This is a genomic window from Streptomyces sp. cf386, from assembly GCF_900103585.1.
GTDB lineage: Bacteria > Actinomycetota > Actinomycetes > Streptomycetales > Streptomycetaceae > Streptomyces.
In genome coordinates, this window is record NZ_FNHV01000002.1 from 379,609 (window position 1) to 401,859 (window position 22,251).

Annotated in this window: 22 protein-coding genes; 5 read left to right on the forward strand and 17 right to left on the reverse strand. The window is 72.2% G+C overall.

Going from position 1 to position 22,251, the window contains the following annotated elements; all coding sequences use genetic code 11:
* The 13 genes from BLU79_RS05940 to BLU79_RS06000 are packed head-to-tail and all read right to left on the reverse strand — an operon-like array spanning position 1 to position 14,183.
* On the reverse strand, positions 1 to 1,599 hold the full coding sequence (locus BLU79_RS05940) for an MFS transporter (protein ID WP_093904532.1): 1,599 nt from the start codon (positions 1,597 to 1,599) through the stop codon (positions 1 to 3).
* Complete coding sequence (locus BLU79_RS05945; protein WP_093904533.1) at positions 1,596 to 3,116, reverse strand: nitrosuccinate lyase; 1,521 nt, start codon at positions 3,114 to 3,116, stop codon at positions 1,596 to 1,598. The genes BLU79_RS05940 and BLU79_RS05945 overlap by 4 nt, the downstream gene beginning before the upstream one ends.
* Entirely contained in the window at positions 3,113 to 4,993 is a 1,881-nt protein-coding gene (locus BLU79_RS05950) for an FAD/NAD(P)-binding protein (protein WP_093904534.1), read from the reverse strand. The genes BLU79_RS05945 and BLU79_RS05950 overlap by 4 nt, the downstream gene beginning before the upstream one ends.
* The gene (locus BLU79_RS05955) at positions 4,990 to 5,904 is read right to left on the reverse strand and encodes an NAD-dependent epimerase/dehydratase family protein (RefSeq protein WP_093904535.1); all 915 of its coding nucleotides are present in this window, start codon (positions 5,902 to 5,904) and stop codon (positions 4,990 to 4,992) included. The genes BLU79_RS05950 and BLU79_RS05955 overlap by 4 nt, the downstream gene beginning before the upstream one ends.
* A 3-nt stretch (positions 5,905 to 5,907) precedes the next feature.
* On the reverse strand, positions 5,908 to 6,468 hold the full coding sequence (locus BLU79_RS05960) for a hypothetical protein (protein ID WP_093904536.1): 561 nt from the start codon (positions 6,466 to 6,468) through the stop codon (positions 5,908 to 5,910).
* Positions 6,465 to 8,135 carry a class I adenylate-forming enzyme family protein gene (locus BLU79_RS05965; protein WP_093904537.1) on the reverse strand — a complete coding sequence of 557 codons (1,671 nt, stop codon included), beginning with the start codon at positions 8,133 to 8,135 and terminating at the stop codon, positions 6,465 to 6,467. The genes BLU79_RS05960 and BLU79_RS05965 overlap by 4 nt, the downstream gene beginning before the upstream one ends.
* Positions 8,122 to 8,916, reverse strand: coding sequence for a hypothetical protein (locus BLU79_RS05970; protein WP_093904538.1), 795 nt, complete (start codon positions 8,914 to 8,916; stop codon positions 8,122 to 8,124). The genes BLU79_RS05965 and BLU79_RS05970 overlap by 14 nt, the downstream gene beginning before the upstream one ends.
* Positions 8,913 to 10,115 carry a beta-ketoacyl-[acyl-carrier-protein] synthase family protein gene (locus tag BLU79_RS05975; RefSeq protein ID WP_093904539.1) on the reverse strand — a complete coding sequence of 401 codons (1,203 nt, stop codon included), beginning with the start codon at positions 10,113 to 10,115 and terminating at the stop codon, positions 8,913 to 8,915. Before BLU79_RS05975 ends, BLU79_RS05970 begins: the two co-directional genes overlap by 4 nt.
* The gene (locus BLU79_RS05980; protein ID WP_093904540.1) at positions 10,105 to 10,368 is read right to left on the reverse strand and encodes a hypothetical protein; all 264 of its coding nucleotides are present in this window, start codon (positions 10,366 to 10,368) and stop codon (positions 10,105 to 10,107) included. The genes BLU79_RS05975 and BLU79_RS05980 overlap by 11 nt, the downstream gene beginning before the upstream one ends.
* Positions 10,369 to 10,376: 8 nt before the next feature.
* Positions 10,377 to 10,652: an acyl carrier protein gene (locus tag BLU79_RS05985; protein ID WP_177000882.1), complete on the reverse strand. Its 276-nt coding sequence runs from the start codon at positions 10,650 to 10,652 to the stop codon at positions 10,377 to 10,379.
* Between the two features lie 59 nt (positions 10,653 to 10,711).
* Positions 10,712 to 12,151, reverse strand: a complete 1,440-nt coding sequence (locus BLU79_RS05990) for a class I adenylate-forming enzyme family protein (RefSeq protein ID WP_093904542.1) — start codon at positions 12,149 to 12,151, stop codon at positions 10,712 to 10,714.
* 5 nt (positions 12,152 to 12,156) lie between these two features.
* Positions 12,157 to 13,356 carry a 3-dehydroquinate synthase II family protein gene (locus BLU79_RS05995; protein WP_093904543.1) on the reverse strand — a complete coding sequence of 400 codons (1,200 nt, stop codon included), beginning with the start codon at positions 13,354 to 13,356 and terminating at the stop codon, positions 12,157 to 12,159.
* Positions 13,353 to 14,183: a 2-amino-3,7-dideoxy-D-threo-hept-6-ulosonate synthase gene (locus BLU79_RS06000; protein ID WP_093904544.1), complete on the reverse strand. Its 831-nt coding sequence runs from the start codon at positions 14,181 to 14,183 to the stop codon at positions 13,353 to 13,355. The genes BLU79_RS05995 and BLU79_RS06000 overlap by 4 nt, the downstream gene beginning before the upstream one ends.
* 371 nt (positions 14,184 to 14,554) lie before the next feature.
* Between BLU79_RS06000 and BLU79_RS06005 the strand changes: the two genes are divergently transcribed.
* A complete protein-coding gene (locus BLU79_RS06005) occupies positions 14,555 to 15,901 on the forward strand; it encodes an MFS transporter (protein ID WP_093904545.1) in 1,347 nt (448 codons plus the stop codon).
* A gap of 146 nt (positions 15,902 to 16,047) precedes the next feature.
* Here the strand turns inward: BLU79_RS06005 and BLU79_RS06010 are convergent, their stop codons facing one another.
* Positions 16,048 to 17,685: a subtype B tannase gene (locus tag BLU79_RS06010; RefSeq protein ID WP_093904546.1), complete on the reverse strand. Its 1,638-nt coding sequence runs from the start codon at positions 17,683 to 17,685 to the stop codon at positions 16,048 to 16,050.
* 173 nt (positions 17,686 to 17,858) lie between these two features.
* Between BLU79_RS06010 and BLU79_RS06015 the strand changes: the two genes are divergently transcribed.
* From BLU79_RS06015 to BLU79_RS06030, 4 genes are all read left to right on the forward strand, one after another.
* Positions 17,859 to 18,305 carry a DoxX family protein gene (locus BLU79_RS06015; RefSeq protein ID WP_093904547.1) on the forward strand — a complete coding sequence of 149 codons (447 nt, stop codon included), beginning with the start codon at positions 17,859 to 17,861 and terminating at the stop codon, positions 18,303 to 18,305.
* On the forward strand, positions 18,305 to 18,694 hold the full coding sequence (locus BLU79_RS06020; RefSeq protein WP_093904548.1) for a Zn-ribbon domain-containing OB-fold protein: 390 nt from the start codon (positions 18,305 to 18,307) through the stop codon (positions 18,692 to 18,694). The genes BLU79_RS06015 and BLU79_RS06020 overlap by 1 nt, the downstream gene beginning before the upstream one ends.
* Positions 18,695 to 18,717: 23 nt before the next feature.
* The gene (locus BLU79_RS06025) at positions 18,718 to 19,326 is read left to right on the forward strand and encodes a GNAT family N-acetyltransferase (RefSeq protein WP_093904549.1); all 609 of its coding nucleotides are present in this window, start codon (positions 18,718 to 18,720) and stop codon (positions 19,324 to 19,326) included.
* 149 nt (positions 19,327 to 19,475) lie between these two features.
* Positions 19,476 to 20,348 (forward strand): GNAT family N-acetyltransferase, encoded by an 873-nt coding sequence (locus BLU79_RS06030; RefSeq protein WP_093904550.1) that lies wholly within the window; start codon positions 19,476 to 19,478, stop codon positions 20,346 to 20,348.
* Positions 20,349 to 20,366: 18 nt separating this feature from the next.
* Here the strand turns inward: BLU79_RS06030 and BLU79_RS06035 are convergent, their stop codons facing one another.
* From BLU79_RS06035 to BLU79_RS06045, 3 genes are all read right to left on the reverse strand, one after another.
* Positions 20,367 to 21,032 carry a pyridoxine/pyridoxamine 5'-phosphate oxidase gene (locus BLU79_RS06035; RefSeq protein ID WP_093904551.1) on the reverse strand — a complete coding sequence of 222 codons (666 nt, stop codon included), beginning with the start codon at positions 21,030 to 21,032 and terminating at the stop codon, positions 20,367 to 20,369.
* 33 nt (positions 21,033 to 21,065) lie between these two features.
* Positions 21,066 to 21,491: a pyridoxamine 5'-phosphate oxidase family protein gene (locus tag BLU79_RS06040; RefSeq protein ID WP_093904552.1), complete on the reverse strand. Its 426-nt coding sequence runs from the start codon at positions 21,489 to 21,491 to the stop codon at positions 21,066 to 21,068.
* Positions 21,492 to 21,575: 84 nt separating this feature from the next.
* The gene (locus BLU79_RS06045) at positions 21,576 to 22,160 is read right to left on the reverse strand and encodes a short chain dehydrogenase (protein ID WP_093904904.1); all 585 of its coding nucleotides are present in this window, start codon (positions 22,158 to 22,160) and stop codon (positions 21,576 to 21,578) included.
* Positions 22,161 to 22,251 lie beyond the last annotated feature (91 nt).

A 22,251-nucleotide genomic window follows, 5' to 3' on the forward strand; every position in this document is an offset into this window, starting at 1 on the left:
TCAGCCCCTTTCCTTTTCCCTCTTCTTGCTGTTGATGTCCTTGCTGTTGACGTCCTTGCCCTTGACGTCCCGTGCGCGTAGGCCCACGACCGCCACGACGAACCCGGCGAAGGCCAGGACGGCCGTCCAGAACGTGGCCGTGTACATGGCGTCCAGGAAGGCGCGGTCGGCCGCCGCCGCCAGCTCCGGCAGCCGTAGCGAACCGGCCAGCGAGCGGGCCGTCTCGGCCGAGGTGCGGGCCTGCTCCGCCGCGTCCGCCGACAGGCCCTGCGGGCCGACGGGCAGGGCGGTGTCCGCCATGTGGTCCCGGTAGACGGCGGAGAGGATCGAGCCCGCCATCGCCACCCCGAGCGTTCCGCCGACCTGTCGGGTGACGCTGTTGACGGCCGATCCGGCGCCCGCGAGCTGGGGCGGCACCCCGCGCATCATCACGGCCGTGACCGGCGTGCCGACCAGGCCCATCCCGAAACCCTGCACCCACAGCAGCGCGGCGATGACCGGGATCGGGGTCCCTCCGCCGAACCACAGGTAGCCGACATACGTGGCCGCCGTGGCCAGGACTCCGGCCGCGATGGTCCACCGGGCCGACAGCAGCCGGCTCATCGCCGGGGACGCCTGGCTGCCCAGGACGATGCCGACGGCGGCGGCGATCATCACGGTTCCGGCGTCGGCGGGGGAGAGGCCACGGGGTCCCTGGAGGTAGAAGGCCGCGTAGAACAGGTGCCCGGCCAGCGCCATGAACGCGATCAGCAGCACCACGCTCCCGGCCGTGAACCCGGGCTGCCGGAAGAGCCGTAGATCCAGGCTGGGCGCCGGGGACCGACGCTGACCGGCCACGAAGACGGCGAGCAGGGCGCCGCCCAGGACGAGCGGCAGGAGGACGTGGGCGCCGTACCAGGTCCGTCCGTTGCCCAGCTCGATGATGCCGTAGACGACACCGCCGAGGCCGAGCACCGACAGCGCGAGGCCGGGCAGGTCGAGCACCCTGCGCCCGGGTCCCTTCAGCGCCGGCACCACGGCCACCACCCCGGCCAGACACAGGGCCACGATCGGCACGTTGGCCAGGAACACCGAACCCCACCAGAAGTGGTCGAGCAGCACCCCGCCCACGACCGGGCCGACCGCCACCCCCAGACCGCTGGAGGAGCTCCAGATCGCGATGGCCCGGGTGCGCTTCTCCTCCGGGGTGCTCTGCACGATGACCGACAGGGTCGCGGGCATCAGCAGTGCGCTGCCCGCGCCCATGAAGGCACGCGCCACGATCAGCGAGCCCGCGTCCGGTGCGAACGCGCCCGCTGCGGAGGCGGCGCCGAACAGGGCCAGTCCGGCGAGAAGGGTGGTCCGGGGGCCGAAGCGGTCCGCGAGCGCGCCGCCCGCGAAGAGGGCGCCCGCGAAGACCAGGGTGTAGGCGCTCGCCACCCACTCCAGTTCGGCGGGGGTGGCGCCCAGGCCCGCGGCCGGGTCGGCCAGCGTGGTGACCGCGACGTTGAGGATCGAGGTGTCCAGCCAGATCAGCATCTGGGCGCAGACGACGACCAGGAGGACGGGCCATGAGCGGGTGGGCGACGCCTGTTTTTCGGTGCTGCTCACGGTGGTCATCGCATGCCTTCCTCGTCAGGGGTGCCGACTGGACCTCCGAGATCAGGGGTGCCGCCGCGACCTCCGAGGTCAGGGATGGCGCCGAGGCCCCCGTATGCGCGCAGCGCCCGGTCGACGAGTGCGTCGGCCGCGCCCGTGTAGCCGGCCGGGTCGAGGAGTTCCGCCAAGCGGGCGGGGGTGAACCGGGCCGACAGTTCGGGGTGTTCGGAGAGCACCTCGGCGAGTGGGCGTCCGGTGTCGGACGCCTCGGCCGTGGCGGCGGTCAGCAGCGTCTTCGCCCGTGCCTTGCCGAGCGCCGGGGCGAGCGCCACCGTCAGCCGTTCGGCGACGACGGCGCCGCCGGTCAGTTCGAGGTTGGCGAGCATCCGCTCCGGGTGGACGACCAGTCCCTCCGCGAGTTCCACGGCGGTGTGCGCGGCCCCGCCCGCCAGCCGCAGCGCCTCCCGGAGCGGCTGCCACTCGGCGTGCCACGCCCCGGCGGGCCGCTCGTCCTCGGCGAGCATGCACTGCGCCAGGACGAGGGCGTGCGCGGGGACCTGACGGGCGGCCGACACGATCAGGGTGGCGAGTACGGGGTTCCGCTTCTGCGGCATCGCCGAAGAGGCCCCGCGTCCGGTCGCCGCGGGTTCGGACACCTCGCCGATCTCGGTGCGGGACAGCGTCTGCACATCGAGCGCGAACTTGCCGAGCGCCCCGGTGACCAGCTGCAGCACCGCCCCCAGGTCGGCGACGGGTGTGCGTGCGGTGTGCCAGGGGAGCACCGGCTCGGCCAGGCCGAGCGCCTGCGCGAACGGTCGGAGCAACTCCGTCCCACCCGCGCCCCGCATGCCGTTGCCCTCGCCCTTCCGTGCGTCGCCCTCCCCCTGCCCGCCGTCCAGTACCGCGTACTCCCCGTACGCCGCGAGCGTGCCCGCCGCGCCGCCGAGCTGGGCCGGGAGCGTGGACGCGACGGCCCGGACCCGGACGAGGGCGTCGGCGACCAGCTGGAGCCAGCCCGCCGCCTTGAGGCCGAGGGTGGTGGGCACGGCGTGCTGGGCGAGGGTGCGCCCGGCCAGCACGGTGTGCCGATGGGTGTCGGCCAGGGCGGCGAGGGCGGCGCGGACACGGTCCAGGTCGGCGGCGATCAGGCCGAGCACCCGGCGGGCGACCAGCATGGCCGCCGAGTCGAGGATGTCCTGGCTGGTCGACCCGCGGTGGACGTACTCGGCCGCGGCCGGGTCCTTGGCGGCGACCAGCTCGGTGAACGCGGTGACCAGCGCCACCACCGGGTTGGCCGTGGCCCTGGCCGCGCGGGCGAGGGCGACGAGGTCCAGCCGGTCCGCGCGGGCCGCCGAGGCGATCGCCGCCACCGCGGCGGCGGGCGTACGCCCGACGGCGTACTGGGCCCGGGCCAGGGCCACTTCGGCGTCCAGCATGGCCTGCAGCCAGGCCTCGTCGGTCACCTCGGCAGCCGCCGGAGTGTCCGCCCAGGTGGGGGCGAGCAGGCCCGCGTCGGTGCCCACGGACAGCGCGTTCACGTTCGTCGACTCCCATCCTGCGCAAGCAGCAGTGCCGCCCGCGCGATCGCGTCCGAGTCCTCCAAGGTCACCGAGCCGACGCCGGGCCTGACGCCGACCGCCGTCACCCAGCGCACCCCCTCCGTCGGCACCCCGAACGCGAACCGGCGCGGGTGCGCGCGGCCCGCCGCGTCCACCAGTCGGGGCGCGCTGCCGGACACGGCCAGCCCGCCCGTCTCGTAACCGCCCGTCTCGTGACCGCCCAGCCGGTACGGGACGCAGGCACCGGCCGAGAACAGCGACCTCAGCAGCGAGTTGGCGGTGCCCCGCAGATCGATGCCGGGCAGCCGCGCCTCGATCAGCGCGCCGACCAGCACCGGCGGCTCGGACACCTGCTCCGCGTCGACGAGGAAGCCGCCCTCGCGGGCCGAGGGCCGTACGCGCATCCCCGGTCCGACGACATGCAGCACCCCCGCCTCGACGAGCGCGATCAGCTGCTCGATCCGGAAGGCGGGCGGGCCGATCGAGGTGAAGGCGTTCAACGGCGTGTACCAGCCGTCGAGTTCGCCGCGGTAGGACTCGCCCAGGACGCCGCCGTGGTCGACCACCAGCCGGATCTCGTTGCGCAGGTCCCGCAGGGCGTCCAGCGCGGCCTTCAGCGGCCCGTCCACATTGCCGAGTCGGGCTTCGGCGACGTCCCGCCGCAGGTACTCCAGCAGCCAGTGCCGGAAGTCGGCGCGGCCGGCGAAGGCGCGCTCGCCGTACGGGCGCTCGACGCGCCGCCAGACCCAGCGCTCGCCGGGGGGCACCGCGTACCGGTCGAGCAGGTCCGTCTCGGGACACCGGCCGGCGAGAGCGGACCGTACGAACTCCTCGGCGGCCCCGGCCCCTTGGGCCGCGCGGATCCACGCCTCGTAGTAGACGGTCCGGACCTCCCGGTCGATCAGTGGCCATAGGTCGCGGCGGAAGCTGACCGGTCGCCGCCGCAGTCCGGCGATCACCTCGGGGGTCAGGAACCGGGGGTGGTGGCGGCCGAGCGCGCCCTTCTGGTTCTCGCCCCGGGCGTGGTAGGGCACCCCGCGCCGCGAACCGGCGTACAGCACCGGCTCGTTGCCGCTCGGGAGGTACACCAGGCCGTTCTCGCTCTCCTTGAACGTGCCGCCGCGGCCCTCGGTGAGCAGCGCCAGATGGTCGAAGAAGTTCAGCCCCAGGCCGCGCAGGGCGACCGATGTGCCGGGCGCGATCCCGGCCGTATCGGCGTCGGCCGGGTTGGCGGGGCCCACGTACGTCAGACCGTGCCGGGCGGCGAAACCCGCCAGCGCGCGTTCCTCCTGGCCGGGGAGCTGCTCCGCATGGCCGAGCGCCAGCACCACGGTGTCCATCCCGGCCAGCCGGACGCCGTCCGCCAGCGTCACCGTCTGCCGCCCGTCGGGGGTGTCGTCCAGCGCGACCGCGGTCGACCGGTGCGTGCGGACGGTCACCTCCTCGGGCGCGGTATGTAAGAGGTGCCGGAACACCCACTCCAGGTAGTGGCCGTGGAACGCCCGGGTCGGATAGGAGTCCGGGCCGAGTCGGCGTGCCTCGTCGAGCACTTGGAGCGGGTGGCCCGCGGTGTCCTGCGCGATCATGCGTGCCCACGCGTACAGGCTGGGCCCCGGCACCGAGGGGCCCGCGCAGTCCACGCTGTCGTCGGTGAACAGGGTCACCTGGGAGGCGACCGTGTTCATCAGCAGCTCGCCCGGCTGGCCGGTGCGCCACACCGCGCCCGGACCGGGCGGATACGGGTCGACGAGATGGACCGTGACCGGCCGGGCGGTGCCCGCGGCGTTGGCGCAGATCCGCTCCAGGACGGACAGCCCGCGCGGACCTACGCCGATCACACAGAGGGAGAGGGTCATTCCCGGCCCAACCCGTCGCGCCAGCTCGGATGCGCCGGCTTCCAGCCCAGTGCCGTACGCGCCCGGTCGTTCGCCGCGCCACGTGCCGTGGTCAGCTGATGGGTCATGAACCAGCCCAGCAGCCGGGGCGCGAGCGCCGCCGGGAGGGTGCGCGGGGGCGGGGCGCCGAGCGTGCGGGCGTAGTGCGGGAGCCACTGTGCGGCCGGGGCCGGGTCGTCGTCCGTCACGTGGAGGCAGCCGGTCGCCTCGGACTCGACGGCCGCTACGGCCGCCTGCACCGCGTCGTCCACCTGCAGGAACGACGTGATTCCGGCGCCGCCCTCCGGCAGCGGGAGTTTCCCGGCCAGCACCCGCAGCGCGGTCCCGCCGTCCCGGGCGTACCCGGTCCCCGGTCCGTACAGCGTGCCGTACCGCAGGACCATCCCCGCGAGGCCGCTGCCCGCCACCAGCCGCTCCAGCTCGGCGACGGCCCGTACGGTGGCGGCCCAGCCGGGGTCCGGGGCGTCCACGTACAGCGGGGCGTCCTCGTCGAGGACCGGCGGGCCCTGCGGTGCGGCGGCGAAGGCGATGGACTGCGCGACCAGCCGCCGCGCACCGGCCGCGCGGGCCGCCTCGACGAGGTGGGCGGTGCCCTCGGTGCGCAGCCGCGCGGTCTGCGCGAAGGCTTCCGGAGGGTCGTCGCGCAGGAGCCGTAATGCTGTCAGTTGGTGGACGACCACCTCGGGCCGGGCCGCCGACACCGCCGACAGCACGGCCTCGCGGTCGAGCGCGTCGGCGACCACGACCCGGTCCGCCTCCGGGGCCCGCGACGCGTCCCGTACCAGTGCGCTCACCTCGTGGCCCCGCGCCCGCAGCGCGCCGACCAGCGGATGTCCGACCACGCCGGTGGCCCCGGCGACCAGTACGCGCATACGTCAGCCCTCCCCGCCGGCGGTCAGGGGCGTGGCGATCCGCATCAGCAGTCGGCAGGCTTTGGCGCCGTCCTTCAGGCAGCTCTCGGCCCTGTTCTCCGTGAGGGTCACGCCGAGGCCCTCCGACCAGCCCGCGTGGATGTCCGTGCAGGGGCAGCGGTAGCCGTCCAGCGAACCGGCCATCCGCACCATGGTGATGGCGAAGCTCCGCTTGAGGGTGAGCACGATCAGGTCGTCGTCCTCGACCTCCGTGGAGGCGTTGCGCAGCTCCGGCGGGAACATCCGGTCACCGCAGTCGTCGTAGCGGCGGCGCAGTTCCTCCAGGTCCTTGCGGGTGTCACCGGTGTCGGGGAGCGGGCCGGAGAGGCGGCCGACACGCTGTGCGACGTGCAGGGCGACCTTGCGCAGCGCTTCGGCGTTGAGCTCGTTGGCGGCCTCCTGACCGAACCGTGCGGCCACGCCCTGGTACCAGTTGGCGTCGTGCTGCCACCACAGCCGGTATGCCTCACTCGCCCGGGCGCGGTGGTTGACGCCGTCGCCGTCGGCTGTACTCGTGCTGCTCATGCGTGCTGCTCCTCGGCGGCGAACCTGTCGCGCATCACTCGTTTGAGAACCTTGCCGGTGGCACCCTTGGCCACGTCGTCGGGCTTCATCCGCAGGGCCCGGTGCACCGGGGGGAATCCGGCGGCCGTCAGCACGGAGTTGACGCGCTCGGTCCACGCCTCGTCGCCACCGGCAGCGTCCGCCGCGTCCTCATCGGTCACCTGGAGCAGCGCGTACGCCTCGCCCTCACCGTCGCCGTCCCAGTCCGCCCGTACGCCGTCCGGGGCGACCCCGACGACCGTGCAGTCGGCCAGCTCGGGCAGCTCGGCCAGCAGGAGTTCCTCGGTGCGGGTGCTGAAGACGATGCCGGCCCGGGTGCGGACGGCGTCCGGCGCGCGGTCGAGGTGGTAGAAGTTGCCGTCCTCGTCCTGGTGGGCGAGGTCCCCGGTGAGCCAGTAGCCGCCGAGCCGCATCCGGTTCCAGGTCAGCGAGTCGTTCCAGTAACCGGGCGTGAGCGTCGGGGACTTGAGGCCCAGGCGGCCGATCTGTCCGGGCGGCAGCGGGATGCCGTCCTCCGAGAGTACGGCGGCCTCGGCGAAGCTGATCGGTTTGCCGATGCGGCGCGAGTAGGCGTCGGTGTCCTTGGTGTGCCGGTTGTGGAAGACGGAGTAGCCGGCTTCCGACGAGCCCAGCCCGTCCACGAAGACCGAGCCGTCGACCCGTACGCGGCGCAGGTCCCGGCCGATCTTCTGGTGACTGCCGTACGCCACCAGGGCGCGGATGTGCGCCTCGTGCGCGGCATCCCCGGTGTTGAACCACACCTGCACGCTGGAAAGGTCGCGCTTCGTCAGGTCCTCGGCGGCCATCTCGCCGAACGTCCCGGCGAAGGCCAGCACGGTGGTCGGCCGGAACTCCTCGACGGCGTCCAGCACATCGGCGCCGCGCTGGCTGGACAGCAGCTTGATGTCGGTGCGCAGCAGCAGGCAGTACAGCAGCGTCGCCACCATGGCGTTGTGCGCGCCCGGCAGCCCCACCAGGGTGCGCTCCATGTCGGTGCCGGTGGAGTAGCGCAGCCGGTGCAACTGGGCGTACATCAGGGTGCGGTGGGTGTGCGGTACGCCCTTGGGCATGCCGGTGGTGCCGGAGGAGTGCGAGATGAGCACCGGGTCGGTCGGGTCGTGCCGGTACGGGTACGACGGCGGCAGCGACGCGCGGTGCTCCGGGCGGATGTCGTCGGCGGTGACGTGGAAGCCGAGCCCGGAGTCCGCGAGCACCTCGCGATGGGCCTCGTCCGTGAACGCGCCGACCGCGCCCTGCCGGCGTACGTACTCCCGGGCGGTCTCCTGGGCCAGATTGCCGTTGACGAACGACGGGATCGCGCCGAGGGACGTCAGCGCCAGGAAGTTCACCGCGAACTCGGCGCTGGAGTAGGAGTGGAGGGCGACCGGGTCGCGGGGCCGTACACCGTGGGCGGCGTACCAGCCCGCGTACGCCTCGACCGCCGCGTACAGCTCGCCGAGCGTCAGCACCTCGGGGCGGCTGCCGTCGGGCGCCCGCCAGGTGCCGTCGGTCCGCAGGACGGGTTCGTCGAGCGGGCGGCCGTACGCCCTCAGGCGGTCCAGGAGGTTGCCGGCGCCCAGTTCGGTGTCGGAGCAGATCCGTGCCCGCTCCTGCCTACTGATGAGCATGGGTCTCCGTCTCGTCGGCGGTGTCGGCGGTATCAGTGGTGAGGACGAACGCGTTGGGGCCGGGCAGGAGGTGGCTCCCGCCGTCCCGCAGCACCCGTCGGTGGGCGGCGGCCAGGTCGAACAGGCCCTGTATGCCGCCGGGACGGTCGACGGCCCCGGGTGCGGGTGCCTCGGCCGCCAGGATCGTCACCGGTGCTTCGGCGCCGGGGCGGCCGAGCAGCGCCGCCGCCGCCAGCCCCGCGGACGCGGGGAGGGCAGGGGGGCCGTCGGCGGTCAGTTCCCGGTGGATGGCGGCCACCCGCTCTCCGCCGCCCAACTCCACGCCCAGCACCAGGACGCGGGCCAGCTCCGGGTCCTCCAGCAGCAGATCCGCCATGGCCAGCAGTTCGGTCACCGGGTCGTCGACGCTGGAGATGCTGAACATCTGCCCGGTGATCCCGAACTCCCGGCTGGTGTGGCCCAGTACGGAGTTGGGCGTGGCCTGCATGAACAGCAGCGGGTTGTGCACCTTGCCGGAGACCATGCGCGTGCTGGCCAGGTCGGCGGTGGTGGTGTCGCCCAGCAGACCGGCCAGCACGACGGCGGTGCGCGAGCCCTCACCGGGCCGCTCGGTCAGACACTGTCTGCTCACCTCGTACGCCAGCGGGCTGAACGCGGACTCCACGAAGCCGGGCAGTCTCGGCAGCGGGATGTCGTCGTCCCTGCCGGTGCCGTGGGTGGCCCTCGCCGTGGCGAGGATGCCGAGAGGGGCCCGGAGCGGGGACTTCTCGCTGGTCGTCATGGCCGCTCCAGCACGAGTGCGGTGTTGGCGCCGCCGAACGCGGCGTTGACGGTGAGGGCCCGGCGCAGGTCGGCCCGGCGCGGCCGGTTCGGCACGTAGTCGAGGTCGCACTCCGGGTCCGGCGCGGTGAATCCGGCGGTCGGCGGCAGGACCCCGTCCGTCAGGGCCAGCAGCGTGATCACGAACTCCACGACGCCCGCCGCCTCCAGGAGGTGGCCGGTGGTGCTCTTGGTGGAGCTGACCGGTATCGACTCCGCCCGATCCGGGAAGGCGGCGCGCAGGCCGCGGGTCTCGGCGCCGTCGTTGTACTTGGTGCCGGTGCCATGGGCGTTGACGTAGCCGAGGGCCGTCCCGTCCGGATCGCCGGCCAGCCGCATCGCCTGCCGCGCCGCCCGCGCCAACCCCGCTCCCTGCGGGTGCGGTTGGGCGATGTGGTGGGCGTCCGTGGCCGCGCCCCAGCCCACCACCGACGCCAGCGGCCGGGCACCCCGGCGCCGGCTGTGCTCGGCCGACTCCAGTACGACGACCGCCACCCCGTCGCCCAGCAGCAGCCCGCTGCGGTCCGCGCTGAACGGGCGCACCATGCCGTCCCGGGACAGCGCCCGCCCGGAGTCGAACTTCCCGAAGGTCTCCTCCTCCACCAGGTAGCCGCCGCCGCAGACCGCCACGTCGGTCCGCCCGGAGGAGATCAGCCGACAGCCGTGGATGATCGCGGCGGCGGAGGCGACACAGGCGTTGGTGAAGGTAAGCCGCGGTCCGGTCAACCCGAGCCGTACGGCGAGCAGTTCGGTGAGCCGGGCGGGTACGGCGTCGGCGGCTCGGTCGGCCGCGGCGCCCGCGCCCGCACCGGTGTCGGCCTCGCCTTCACCGGCACCGCGCCAGTACCGCGTGACGCTCGTGTGGTCGCCCGCGACGCCGAGCAGGACCGCCGCCCGGGTGCCCGCGCCCAGCCCCGCCATGTCGAGGGCCCGCGTACCGCACTCGGCGAGCGCGTGGCGCAGTGCCCAGTCCTCGACCGCGTCGGGGCCGTCGGGGGCGGCGGCCGCCATCGGCGTACGGTACGGGCCGGTGTCGAACCGGGTGGTGGGCGCGAACCCGGGGACTCCCGCGAAGACCCCGCGCCGCACGGCGTCGGCGCCGCCGCCGAACGCGGTACGCACCCCGAATCCGGTCACCCTGACCTCACCGCTACCGCTCATCGTGGCCGCCCTCCTCGACGGCACGCAGGTACGCGGTGAGCCGTCGCAGTGAGGTGAGCCCGGAGATCTCCTCGTCGCTGGGCTCCACGACCAGGCCGTGGCGCTCCTCGATCACATGCAGGAGCCACACCAACCCGAGCGAGTCCAGGACCAGTTCGGCGTCCTCGCCGAGGTCGTCGGGCAGTCCCGGGAAGATGTTGCGGTCCGACAGCAGTTCGCGGACGGATTCGGTGGTGAAGGTGGCCGTACTCATGCCTTCACTCATGCCTTCGCACCGCGCCGGATCACCTCGGCGACGAGTCCGCCGAGGGTCAGCGAGGCCAGCGGCTCGATGTCGGTGTCCGGTATCTCCACGCCGAACCGCGACTCCAGCCGCATCGTCAGCTCGATCAGGCTCAGCGAGTCCACTTCCAGCCCGCCGACGGTCATCGGGCTGTCGTCCGTGATGCCTTCGCGGCTCAGCAGGACGTTCATCTCGTCGATGACCGCGGTCAGGACGAACTCGCGGATCTCGTCTTCCAGGGTCGACGTACTCATGATCGGTGTCTCCACGTGAGGGGTTGGAAGGGAGAGGGGGGGGCACAGGTGCGCCCGGGTCAGGAACCGCCGTCCGGCGCAGCCGCCTGAAGCACCGCCGCCTGCCGCAGCAGCTTCCCGTTGGACGTGCGGGGCAGGGCCTCCAGCACCCGGATCAGCCGCGGCAGCTTGTAGTCGGCCAGCCGCTCCCGGCACCAGCGCAGCAGCTCCTCCGCGGACGGCCGCTCGGCCCCGGCGGCGACCGCGACGTACGCCTCGGTCACGCCCTCGTGGACCAGGACCGCCTGCTGGACCGCCGGATGCTCGCGGAGCACGTTCTCGACCTCCGACAGGTCCACCTTGAGGCCGCCGATCACGACGAGGGAGTCGGCGCGGCCGTGCACCAGCACCGTCCCGGAGGCGTCGACCGTGGCCCGGTCCCGGGTGTGCAACCAGCCGTCCGCGTACTGGGTGCCCCCGGAGTCGAAGAGGTACGGCGACTCGTCGAGGGCGACGTCCAGCTCGCCCTGGTGCTCCCTGACCACCACACCCGGTGCGGCCCGGCCGACCGCAGGCCGCAGGGTGCCGCCCGCGTCCATGGCGACCACACCGGTCTCCGTGGTGCCGTAGGACTCGCCGACCGCGATCCCGTACCGCTGCGCGAACCGCGCCGCGACCTGCGGGGGCATCAGCTCGCCGCCCGACACCGCGACGCGCAGCCCGGGCAGTGCGGGGGGATCGGAGGCGGCGGCGAGCAACTCGTAGTGCATGGGCACGCCGAACAGGGTGGTGATCCGGTGCTCCACCGCGGTCCGCAGGATGTCGCGGGCGGAGATCCGCGGGGCGAAGACGACGCGGACCCCGGCCACGAGCGAGTGCAGCAGCCCGGCGATCAGACCGAAGCTGTGCGCCGTCGAGCTGAGCAGCAGCAGCCGGTCGTCCACGCCCGGCATGCCCGGAACGCTGGTGAACCGGTCCACCTCGGCGGCGAGGGAACGGGCGGTTCTGCCGATCACCTTCGGCCGCCCGGTGGAGCCCGAGCTGAACTGGACCAGCCGGTGGCCGGTGCCGGCCGGACGACCGCCGCCGAGGCGTTCGGTGACGACCTCGTACTCGGACCGGAAACCGAACGTCGCCCGGACGTTGACACCCGCGCTGACCATGAACTGTGGTCGGCAGGTGGCGCACAGCGCGGTCACCTCGGCGGGTTTGAGCCGGAAGTCGAAGAGCAGCACCTGGGCGCCGAGCCGCCACAGCGCGAGCAGCACCTCGACCTGGGTGAAGCTGGGCGGTGTCCGCAGGCCGACGGTGCTGCCCGCACCGATGCCGTATCCGGCGAAGACCGCGGCCTGCTGGGCCACCCGGTCCCGTAACTCGCCCCGGGTGACCAGCTCCTGGCGGTGGGCCAGGTAGGGGAGTGCGTCGTCGTGCGCGTCGAAGAGTCTTCGGACGAGGGAGGCCATGCCGTCGTCCGGCCCGTCCGTCGTGAGCTGCGGGAGGTGCGCCGCGCGTTCGCCCATGGGGCTCAGACCTCCTTGCAGAACTCGCCGATGGGCAGACCGACATGGCGCTTGTCCGTGGCCAGGTAGCCGAGCAGCTCGTCGCCCGGCTGGAGTTCGGTGACGTTGAGGACCTTGCCGCCCGGGCCGAGCACCCGTACGTGCCAGTCGTCCTGCACGGTCAGGCTGACCAGCCCGCCGTCCTCGGCGTGGGTGCGGATCTCCAGCAGCGGCCGGGACTCCAGCTTGGCGCGGCCGACCACCACCCGCCGGGTGCGCCCGTCGGCGCCGACCGCCAGCAGGGCGGTGCCGGAGCCGACCTCGCTGAGGTAGTTGGTGCGGTTGTCGGGGCCGAGCGTGTACGAGTGCAGGGCGCCGGCGTTGACCCGGAACGGCCTGGTCGGCATGTACGGCAGCGGGTGGGTCTCGGAGCAGCACAGCACGAACCCGGAGGAGTAGGAGCCGACGAGGATGCCCTCGTCCTCCTCGAAGTGCGAGCAGGTGTCCACGCAGACCCGGTCGCCGAGCCCGACGTGCCGGATGCTCTCCACGGTCAGCGTCGACAGTTCCAGCTGGGGTGTGGTGGCCTGGAGCAGCCGCGCGAGGGCGAACACGTCGTCGGCGCCGCGGGGCGTGAACAGGATGCCGTCCGAGCCGCGCTCCAGCACGTCGAAGACGATCGCCGCCTCCTCCAGGCCGTCGACGACGGTCACCAGCTTGCCCTCGGCCGACTCGGCCGCGGCGAGCACGATCTCCAGCGGGATCTTCGTCGGATCGGCGAAGTGGATGACGGTGTACGGCAGCGCCATGGCGCCCGTGCACGACAGCTGGAGGGTGCGGTCGTCCCGTACGTCGATGAAACCGGCGACGGAGGTGCCGGAGGTGCCGGTGGTGCCGGCGCGATGGTCGGTGGCGAGGGCGTCCAGCTCGTCCTGGGTGGTGAACTTCCGCAGCAGGACGTCGTATCCGGTGGCGGGCTTGGTCTCCTTCGGGGTCTCCTTCGAAGGCTCCTTGGCCGTCTTGTCTCGCGCGTCCTTCTCGGTGGAGGTCTTCTTCGCGGCGGGGTTCTGGGGCATCAGCACGCGCGTGACCGTCGGCGGCAGGGTGGCGAGCAGCTCCGCGTCGGCGGAGACCACGCCTGCCATCCGGGCGTGCACGGCCGCGTCCACGACCGCCTGGATCTGCTGTCGGGGGACTTCACGGAGATCGATCCATGCGAACCTCATGCGACACCTGCCACGATCGTCGAGTAGTCGGTGGGGGAGTTCGTGCTTATGTCCGTGCCGCTGCCCGGGTACCGCCCGTGCACGACGGAGGCGAGCCGGGACACCAGCGCACCGGGGGACGGGGCCGAGAAGATCCGGCGGCCGATGGCCAGCCCCCGGCAGCCGGCGGCCATCACCGCGGTGCCGTACTCGACGAGGTCGGAGCCGTCCGGCGGACCGCCGGCCGCGAGGATCGGGATGGGGCTGTCCGCCACCACCTCGGCCATCCGCTCCAGCGGCAGGGCGACGGAGGTCTTCACCATGTCCGCGCCCAGGTCCGCGGCCACGTTGGCCAGATGCGCGAGCAGGGCCGGGTCGCGCGGGTCCGTGATCCGGGGGCCGCGCGGGTAGATCATCGCGATCAGCGGCATGCCCCACGCGTCGCAGGAACGCGCCACCGCCCCGAGATCGGCCAGCTGCCGGGCCTCGGTGTCCGAGCCGATGTTGACGTGGACGCTCACCGCGTCCGCACCGAGCCGCAGTGCCTCCTCGACGTCGGCGACCAGGACCTTGGCGTGTACGTCGGCGGAGTGGGCGGTGCTGGCGCTCAGGTGCACCACCAGCGCGCAGTTCTTGAGGATGTCCGGCGCGAAGGCGCGGGCGCGTCCCTTGTGGACGATGACCCCGTCGGCCCCGCCGTCCACCAGCGCGCGCAACAGGTCGTCCCACTTGTCGGCGGGGACGATCGGGCCGTCCGAAACGCTGTGGTCGAGCGGCACGAGGAGATGCCGGCCGTCCCCGGCCAGCGAAAGTCTTCTCAAGCGAAATAACTTGCCGGTTTTCAGCATGGGTAATGTGCCTTCCCCGTCCGTGGTCCTTCCAATGTCCGAAAATCGATGGTCGTAGAACTTTCAAGTTCCCTTGGAGGTCAGCATTCCGCGAGTGATCAGCCGTTGGCAAGGTGTAACGGCTGGCAAATATTCATGCCGGAGAGTGTATGAATATTGACAGTGAGTTGACGGGTGGCAGAGGTTGACGCTCTGGCCGGGTGCATATTCTGGTGTAGTTCTATGCATTGGGACGATCTGTCCGAACTCATAACGGCATCGGGCGTTTCATCGACGGTCACGCGTGTAAATAACTCCGTCGTCGAATTCCTTGTCGAAATGGAATTCCCGGGTTTAGGGTGCCTTTCGCTCCCCACCTGAATGGATTCCCCATGTCCGAATTACCGTCCCCAGCCGCTTCCGTGATCGGCACGTCCCCACGGCCGACACCCGGGACCGCCCGGGCCAACGCGCCGCGGGTCGCCGCCGCGAGCCTGGTCGGCACGACGATCGAGTACTACGACTTCGCGGTGTACGGCACCGCCAGCGCACTCGTCCTCGGACCCGCCTTCTTCCCCTCCGGCAACGCCACCGTCTCCTCGCTGGCCGCGTTCCTCACCTTCGCCGCGGCCTTCGTCGCCCGCCCCCTCGGCGTCGCCCTCTTCGGGACGATCGGCGACCGCCTCGGCCGCCGCCGCGCCCTGGTCGCGTCCCTCCTGCTGATGGGCGTGGCAACGATCGGCGTAGGACTGCTCCCCACCTACGAGACCGTCGGAGTCCTCGCCCCCGTCCTGCTGGTGACGCTCCGTCTGCTGCAGGGCGTGAGCATGGGCGGCGAGTGGGGCGGGGCGGTGCTCCTCGCCGCGGAGCACGCGCCGCCCGGACGCCGGGCGCTGTACGCGTCCATCCCGAACATCGGCCCCTCGCTCGGCTTCCTGCTGTCCAGCGCGGTCATCCTGCCCACCCTGAACCTCGTGGGCCGGGACGGCTTCACCGACTGGGCCTGGCGGATCCCGTTCCTGCTCAGCACCGTGCTCGTCGTGGTCGGCCTGTGGGTGCGGACGACGGTGTCCGAGTCACCGCTGTTCACGCCGCCGACGGAGGCGTCGGCGGCGGCCCCGACCTCCCGCTTCCCGCTCGGCACGCTGCTCGCCCGGCACCCCGGCCGGCTGCTGCTGGGCATCGGCGCCGCGCTGGGCGGCTCGGCCGTCTACTACCTGACGATCGTCTACAGCCTGTCGTACGGCCCGAAGGAACTCGGCATCCCGCAGAACACGATGCTGACCGCCGCGAGCGTCGGCGCGGCGGCCGGAATCGCCGTCACCCTCCCGGCCGCCAGGCTGGCCGACCGGATCGGTCGGCGCCCGGTGATGCTGACCGGGGCCGTGGGCAGCGTGCTGTGGGCCGTACCCATGTACGCCTCGCTGAGCTCCCGCGACGCCTGGGTGATCACCGGCGCCTACACGATCGGACTCGCCCTGCTCGCCCTGATGTTCTCCCCGGTGGCGGCCTTCCTCCCCGAGCTCTTCCCGGCGCGGCTGCGCTACACCGGTGCCTCCGCGGCCTTCATCCTCGCCAACACCCTCGGCGGCGGCTTCGCCCCCCTGGTCGCCACCTGGCTGAACAGCACCTGGGACTCGCCGCTCGTCCTCGGCTTCTACACCGGCGGCCTCTGCCTGCTGAGCCTCCTGTGTCTGCTGGCCCTGCCGGAGACCCGCGACCACGAGTTCGACGCCTGACGGCACAGCACGACGACGGCACAGCACGACGCCGAGCCCTGACTCCTGACGTGCGCCGGGCTCGGCGTCGTGGGCGGTGGCCGGGGTATGACGGGAAACCGGCACCGCGTCCGTGGGGCCCTCAAGGGCCGTGGGGGGAGGGGGGACTACTTCCGCTTGGCCTTGTGGCCGCTGATCCGGGCGATCCACTTGATGAAGTCGCCCGGGTCGGAGTTCGCGCCGTGGCCCTCGTCCCAGTAGTAGAGGTGGCTGACCTCGTCGCCGAGGCCGTTCGCTGCGGCGGCGAGGTTGGCGGAGACCGTGTGCGAGGTGTCGGAGTCCTTGGTGCCGAGGCGGATCCACCAGTGCTTGGTGCGCTTGGGGTTGGCCTTCTCCACCAGGAAGGGCATCGGGTTCATCAGGCGCAGCGTCTCGGGCAGGTCACTGTCCAGGCGCGCACTGCTGCCGCTCTCGTGACGCAGGCTGTAGAGCGTGAAGTGGCGGGCCTGCGTGGTGCCCTTGCCGAAGAGGTTGTTCTCGCCCGCCGACAGGTCGAAGGCGTCGAAGGCCGGCGTCGACTTCTTGCGGGCGCCGACGTGGGTGAGGAAGTCGGCCCAGGAGAAGGCCGCCTTGCCGCCGGACCAGGTGATGAAGGTGTTCGCGGCCAGGTAGGAGGTGCGGTCCGCGTCCGACAGTGCCGCGAGGTACTTCGTCGCCGACGGCTCCATGTACTGCTCGACCAGGTACGCGTCGTAGTTGCGGGCGGTGAGCGCGCCGAAGCCGCCCAGCCCCCTCAGCCTGAGGGACGCCTGGTACTCGGCGAACTGCGACCGCAGCTCCTTCGACACCGTCTGGTCGACCTGCGAGCCCGAACTCGTCGCGTTGGAGCCCCAGTTCCACTCGTACGCCCCGTCGGCGTGCTCCAGATCGGTGATCGGGCACCAGGCGCCGGTCGCGAAGATGGCGTCGCTCGCGTCGGCCGCGCCGATCGCCTTGAGGTACTTGTCGTAGAGCGGGCTGTCGCCGGACGCGCCGAGCAGGGAGGACAGGGCGCCGCCCGCGCTGGTGCCGGAGGAGACGATGCGGTCGACGTTGCCGGGGATGCGGCCCTTGTTGAACCGCACGTACCGGACGGCGGCCTTGAGGTCGACGATCGCCGCGGGTGCGACGCCGTAGTACTCGCCGGAGGAGTTCTTGAGCGTACGACCGCGGGCGCCGGGCTCGACGACCACGTACCCGGCCGCGAGCGCCAGCTTCGGGAGGCTGACCATCTCGCCCTGGCCGTTCACCATGCCGTTGCCGCCGGAGGCGACCTCGCCGGAGCCGGAGCCCGTGCCGGATCCGCTGCCGCTCGACGCCGACGCACTGGGCGATGCGGAAGAGCTCGCCGCGCCACCGCCCGGCATCCCGGTCGTCCCGCCCCCGCCCACGCCCGTCGCGTCCGCGACCGACGACGGCATGTAACCGCCCACCGAGTTGGCGAACAGGATCGGGGCGTCGGTCGCGTCCACGGCCGTCCCGTCGATCTTGACCGGAACGCTGACGTTCAGGCTCTGGTACGTCTCGTCGACCGGCTTGCTGACGTAAGTGATCGCCTTGTAGAAGCGGTACTCCACGTCGTGCTCGGCGCCGTCGGCGTCCGTGATGGTCGTCGTCAGGGTCGTGTACGCGTCCGTGTCGAAGACCAGGGCGTCCGACGACGAGGCCCCCGAGCCGCCGCTCGTGTCGCTCGACTCGCTCGACGCCTGCGCGGTCAGGGCTATGCCCCCGACCGCCGCGACCCCGGCGGTCGCCCCGATCCCCATGACAACGCTCCTGCGCTTGACTGCCCTGTGCTTCACGTCCGGCTCCTCGGTCGTCTCGGCTTCCGGATGTGAACCTAACGGGAGTGCGGACAATATTGCCAACAATTCCGTGGACTCATCGCGGACGCACAGGCGATTGTCAGACTCCCTTTATCTGACGTACCGTCAGATCCATGGATGCGATCTGGCTCACAGGTGCGGAATGGCTGGCCGTGCTCCGCATAGGCCTCGGGCTGTGGTGGCTGGAGAGCTGGCGGCACAAGGACAGGAAGAGCTGGTTCGAGGGGGCCGGGATCGCCTGGGCGGCGGACGTGGCGGGCAAGCACCGCTGGAGCGCCGTACGGTCCGGCTTCGAGGTCGTCGTGGCGCCCCGGCCGCGGACCATGGCGTACGTCGTCCTGTACGCGGAACTGGCCCTGGGGCTCGGGCTGATCCTCGGGTTCCTCACCCCGATCGCCCTCGTCGGCGGGCTGCTGCTCAACGGCCTCTACTTCGCCCTGATGATCCACGACTGGGCCGAGCAGGGGCAGAACTCGATGATGGCGCTGATCTCGCTGGTCGCGCTGTTCGGGATGTCGTGGCAGTCGTGGTCGGTGGACAGCGCCCTGGGTCTGTTCTGATGCGCTACGACATACCGGAGGCCGACGCCTTCACACAGACCTACTGGGACGCCGCCGCGCAAGGGCGGCTCCTCGTCCGGCGTTGCCGGGCGTGCGGCCGGGCCCACCACTACCCCCGGGAGTTCTGCCCCCACTGCTGGAGCGAGGACGTCGACTGGCAACCCGCGAGCGGCCGGGCCACCCTCTACACCTGGTCCGTCGTCCACCGCAACGACCTGCCGCCCTTCGGGGAGCGGACGCCGTACGTCGCCGCCGTCGTCGAACTCGCCGAGGGGCCACGGATGATGACCGAGGTCGTGGAGTGCGCGGACGCCGGGCGGCTGAGGGGCGGGACGGACCTGGAGGTCGTCTTCCGCGACCGGGTACCGGTGTTCCGCCCTGTCAGGTGACCGACGCGCGTTTCAATGACCCGATGACTCACGCCGGCATACGACCCTCCAGCCACCCCTTCCCCGATCTGCACGGCCACGGTCTGCGCCTGCGCCCGTGGGACCCGGACTCCGCGGCCGACGTCGACGCCTGGTTCCGAGGGCGCACCGACCCCGAGTTCCGGCGCTGGAACACCCCGCTGCGGATCACCACGGACCTCGACAGCGCCCGGGACTCCCTGCGTGACGCGGCACGGAACTCGGCGGAGGGCGCCTCGGCGCCGTACTGCGTCACCGACGCGACGACCGGCGCACCCCTCGGACACATCGGCGTCAACGTCATCAACCCGGTGATGAACTCCGCCCGCGTCGGCTACTGGGTCCTCCCCGAGGCCCGCGGCCGTCGCGTCGCCACGCACGCGCTCTCCCTCGTCGCCCGCTGGACCCTCACCGAGCCGGACGGCATGGGCCTGCACCGCCTCGAACTCGACCACGCCGTCGGCCACGACTCCTCCTGCCGCATCGCCGAGCGCTGCGGTTTCCGCTCCGAAGGGACCCTGCGGGGCGCGATGTGGGAGGCGGGGCGGCACGACGCGTACCGGGACATGCATCTGCACGCGCGACTGGCGCAGGACCCGGACGTCGACGTGTAGGCGGAGGGCCCTGGACGTCAACCTGCGGGCCCGCCGGGCCGTGAACCCCGAGCCCCTCAACGCCCGCCTGGGGGTGGGCTCTTGTGTCGGCTTGGTGTCCACGGAGGAAAAGGGTGCACAACCTCCGCCCGGGCGCGGGATCATGAGGTATGCGCCCGGACGACTGGTACTGCACCCAGGATCTCACCGGCTTTCTCGCCCACGCCGGAGGCTTCCTGCGCTCACGCCCCGATCTGCACACCGTCGCCCTGACGGTGACCGAGTCGCTGCGCACGAGCGGGCTGCGCGCATACGGCGACGAGCCGCCCGTCTTCGGTGTGCTGGAGGTCGGCGGACAGGTACGGGCCGCCTACTTCCGCACCCCGCCCTACCGCCTGAACGTCACCCCGCTCACCCCCGACGAGGCGGACTCCCTCGCCGCCCACCTGATAGCCCTCGGCCAGCAAGTCCCCGGTGTCCTCGCGGCCCGCGACACCGCCGAGGCCTTCAGCGCCGCCTGGCGCCGGCAGACGGGCGTCCGGGGCACCGTCACCCAGCGCCAACGCCTGTACCGGCTGGGCAACCTGACCGTTCCACAGCCCGTTCCGGCGGGCCGGGCGCGCATCGCGGGCAAGGAGGACCGGGAGCAACTGGCGTGCTGGTACGGCGAGTTCATCGACGCCGTCGGTGATCACGCCGCCCGTGACGCCGGCGCCTGGGCCGACTCGCGGATCTCCTACGGCGGCGTCACCCTCTGGGAGGGCGAGGACGGCACCCCCCTCGCCATGGCCGGCGTGACCCCGGTGGTCGCCGGCCAGGTCCGGGTGGCCCCCGTCTACACCCCGGCCCACCTGCGCGGACGCGGCTACGCGGGCGCGGTCACCGCCCAGGTCAGCCGGGCCGTGCTCGGCTCCGGGGTGCGCGAGGTGCTGCTCTTCACGGACCTGGCCAACCAGACGAGCAACAGCCTCTATCAGCGCATCGGGTACCGGGTGGTGGCCGATTTCGCGGCGTACGACTTCCGGGGCAACCGAGGCTTCTGACCGCCTGGTACGTCCAGCTCACGGCCAGAGCAGCCCCCTGTCCCACCCCGCCTCCGTACGCCGGTAGACGAGCCGTACATGCCGCCTCGCCGCGTCGCCCTGGAAGAACTCGACCTCCTCGGCGCGGAGCCGGTACAGAGTCCAGGACGGGACCGGGGCGTCCGGCTCCCGCTGGGCCCGGTCCCAGGCGGCCTGCGACTCCCGCGCCAACTCCTCGACCGAGGAGAGGACTTCGCTCTGCCGCCCGGTCAGCGCCGCCGCCAGCGCGCCGGTCGAGCGGGCGTGCAGATCGGCCTGGGACTCGGCGGACGGGGCGCTCGTGACCGGCCCGCGGACCCGCACCTGACGGCCCTGCGCCGGCCAGTAGAAGCCGAGGGCCGCGTACGGCCGTGCCGCGAGCTGACGTCCCTTGCGGCTCCCGGCATGCGTCGCGAAGGACCAGCCGGACGCGTCGGCACCGTGCAGCATCACGGTCCGTACGTCCGGCATGCCCTCCTCGTCGGCCGTGGCGAGGGACATGGTGTGCGGCTCCGCCTGCCCCGCCGCGACCGCCTCCGCGAACCAGGCCGTGAAGAGGGCGAGCGGGTCGGCGGGGGCGGCGGCCGGGTCGAAGGAGGTCAGCTCGGTGACCTCCGGGTCCCACACCCGCAGCGACCTCAGCAGCTCATGAAGATCTGTTCCCATGCCCCGATTGTCAGGTGCGGGGTCGAGATCGGCTCACACCTGGCCCAGGTCGGACGACACCCACCGCTCGGGCCGCATATGGATGACGACCTGCTCGCCGTGGTTCTTCGAGGCGAAGTCGACATAGCCGTCGACCTTCTCGGCCGGGAGGTAGCGGGCGGAGATCTCGCGGAGCTGTTCGAGGGTGGCGGGGGTCGTCTCGACGACCGGCCCCTCGACCGACACATACCGGATGGTGGGTTCGAGCCGGTCGATCATCAGGGAGAACCGTCCGGCCGCCTGGATCAGCTGGTTCTTCCGGGTGTCCAGCCCGGTCATGACCCAGATGTCGCCACCGGGCGCGTACTGGTACCAGATCGGCACGGTCAGCGGAGCCCGCCCCGCCCCCGCGTCGACCGCCAGCGCCGCGACATGCGCCTCGGCCAGAAACTCTTCACGCTCTTCCCGGGTCAGTGCCATTCCGGTCTCCTCCAGGGGTTCGGGCGCCGATGACCTTCCGCTGCAGCACAACACGCACTCGGGGAGCAGGTGTTCCCGAACCGCTCACGGCCGTACGGTCTGCCCCTGCATGGCCCCCTCGACGGCCTCCACATAGGCCCGCGCCACCTCGGAGACGGGAGTACCACCGGCCGAGTCGAGGCCCATGCCTTCCAGGGTCTCCTTGATCCACCCCGGGCTGATGACATTGATCCGCAGATTCCGCGGCAGCTCCCCGGCGGCGTTGCGGACGAAGCCCTCCAGCCCCGAGTTGATCAGTGCCCCCAGCGACCCGCCGGCCAGCGGAGCGGAGAAGGTGCCTCCGGTCAGGGTGACGGACCCGCCGTCCCGCAGATGCCGCACGGCCCGCCGAGCCAGGGCGACCTGTCCCAGAAGCTTGCCCCGCATTCCTCCGGCGATCTCCTCGTCCGCCGCCGACTCCAGATCCACCAGCGGCCCACTGGCGGCACAGCACACCACCGCGTCCAGGTCCCGCACCTCGTCGAAGAGCGCGTCCAAGGAGGCAGGGTCCTCCAGATCCACCTTCACCGGGCCGCTTCGCGAGGCCTTCACGACGTCATGGGAAGTCTCCAACGCACCGACGACAGCACTGCCGACCGTTCCGGTCGCCCCGATCACGAGTACCTTCATGCCGTCGATCATGTCAGCGGCGGCGTCCCGGGGCCCTGCGGTCGCACCCCGCACCGACCGTATTCCTACTCCAGTAGCTCCCCCGCGGTGC

Bases quoted from the DNA above. Each gene is read 5' to 3' on its own strand.
- BLU79_RS06010 (WP_093904546.1), bottom strand. From the start codon at position 17,685: ATGGGGATCGGGGCGACCGCCGGGGTCGCGGCGGTCGGGGGCATAGCC.
- BLU79_RS05970 (WP_093904538.1), bottom strand. From the start codon at position 8,916: ATGACGACCAGCGAGAAGTCCCCGCTCCGGGCCCCTCTCGGCATCCTC.
- BLU79_RS06035 (WP_093904551.1), bottom strand. From the start codon at position 21,032: ATGGGAACAGATCTTCATGAGCTGCTGAGGTCGCTGCGGGTGTGGGAC.
- BLU79_RS06045 (WP_093904904.1), bottom strand. From the start codon at position 22,160: ATGAAGGTACTCGTGATCGGGGCGACCGGAACGGTCGGCAGTGCTGTC.
- BLU79_RS05960 (WP_093904536.1), bottom strand. From the start codon at position 6,468: ATGAGCAGCACGAGTACAGCCGACGGCGACGGCGTCAACCACCGCGCC.
- BLU79_RS05980 (WP_093904540.1), bottom strand. From the start codon at position 10,368: ATGAGTACGGCCACCTTCACCACCGAATCCGTCCGCGAACTGCTGTCG.
- BLU79_RS05990 (WP_093904542.1), bottom strand. From the start codon at position 12,151: ATGGGCGAACGCGCGGCGCACCTCCCGCAGCTCACGACGGACGGGCCG.
- BLU79_RS05975 (WP_093904539.1), bottom strand. From the start codon at position 10,115: ATGAGCGGTAGCGGTGAGGTCAGGGTGACCGGATTCGGGGTGCGTACC.
- BLU79_RS05955 (WP_093904535.1), bottom strand. From the start codon at position 5,904: ATGCGCGTACTGGTCGCCGGGGCCACCGGCGTGGTCGGACATCCGCTG.
- BLU79_RS05965 (WP_093904537.1), bottom strand. From the start codon at position 8,135: ATGCTCATCAGTAGGCAGGAGCGGGCACGGATCTGCTCCGACACCGAA.
- BLU79_RS05950 (WP_093904534.1), bottom strand. From the start codon at position 4,993: ATGACCCTCTCCCTCTGTGTGATCGGCGTAGGTCCGCGCGGGCTGTCC.
- BLU79_RS06005 (WP_093904545.1), top strand. From the start codon at position 14,555: ATGTCCGAATTACCGTCCCCAGCCGCTTCCGTGATCGGCACGTCCCCA.
- BLU79_RS06030 (WP_093904550.1), top strand. From the start codon at position 19,476: ATGCGCCCGGACGACTGGTACTGCACCCAGGATCTCACCGGCTTTCTC.
- BLU79_RS05985 (WP_177000882.1), bottom strand. From the start codon at position 10,652: ATGAGTACGTCGACCCTGGAAGACGAGATCCGCGAGTTCGTCCTGACC.
- BLU79_RS06015 (WP_093904547.1), top strand. From the start codon at position 17,859: ATGGATGCGATCTGGCTCACAGGTGCGGAATGGCTGGCCGTGCTCCGC.
- BLU79_RS06040 (WP_093904552.1), bottom strand. From the start codon at position 21,491: ATGGCACTGACCCGGGAAGAGCGTGAAGAGTTTCTGGCCGAGGCGCAT.
- BLU79_RS06025 (WP_093904549.1), top strand. From the start codon at position 18,718: ATGACTCACGCCGGCATACGACCCTCCAGCCACCCCTTCCCCGATCTG.
- BLU79_RS05995 (WP_093904543.1), bottom strand. From the start codon at position 13,356: ATGAGGTTCGCATGGATCGATCTCCGTGAAGTCCCCCGACAGCAGATC.
- BLU79_RS05940 (WP_093904532.1), bottom strand. From the start codon at position 1,599: ATGACCACCGTGAGCAGCACCGAAAAACAGGCGTCGCCCACCCGCTCA.
- BLU79_RS06000 (WP_093904544.1), bottom strand. From the start codon at position 14,183: ATGCTGAAAACCGGCAAGTTATTTCGCTTGAGAAGACTTTCGCTGGCC.
- BLU79_RS06020 (WP_093904548.1), top strand. From the start codon at position 18,305: ATGCGCTACGACATACCGGAGGCCGACGCCTTCACACAGACCTACTGG.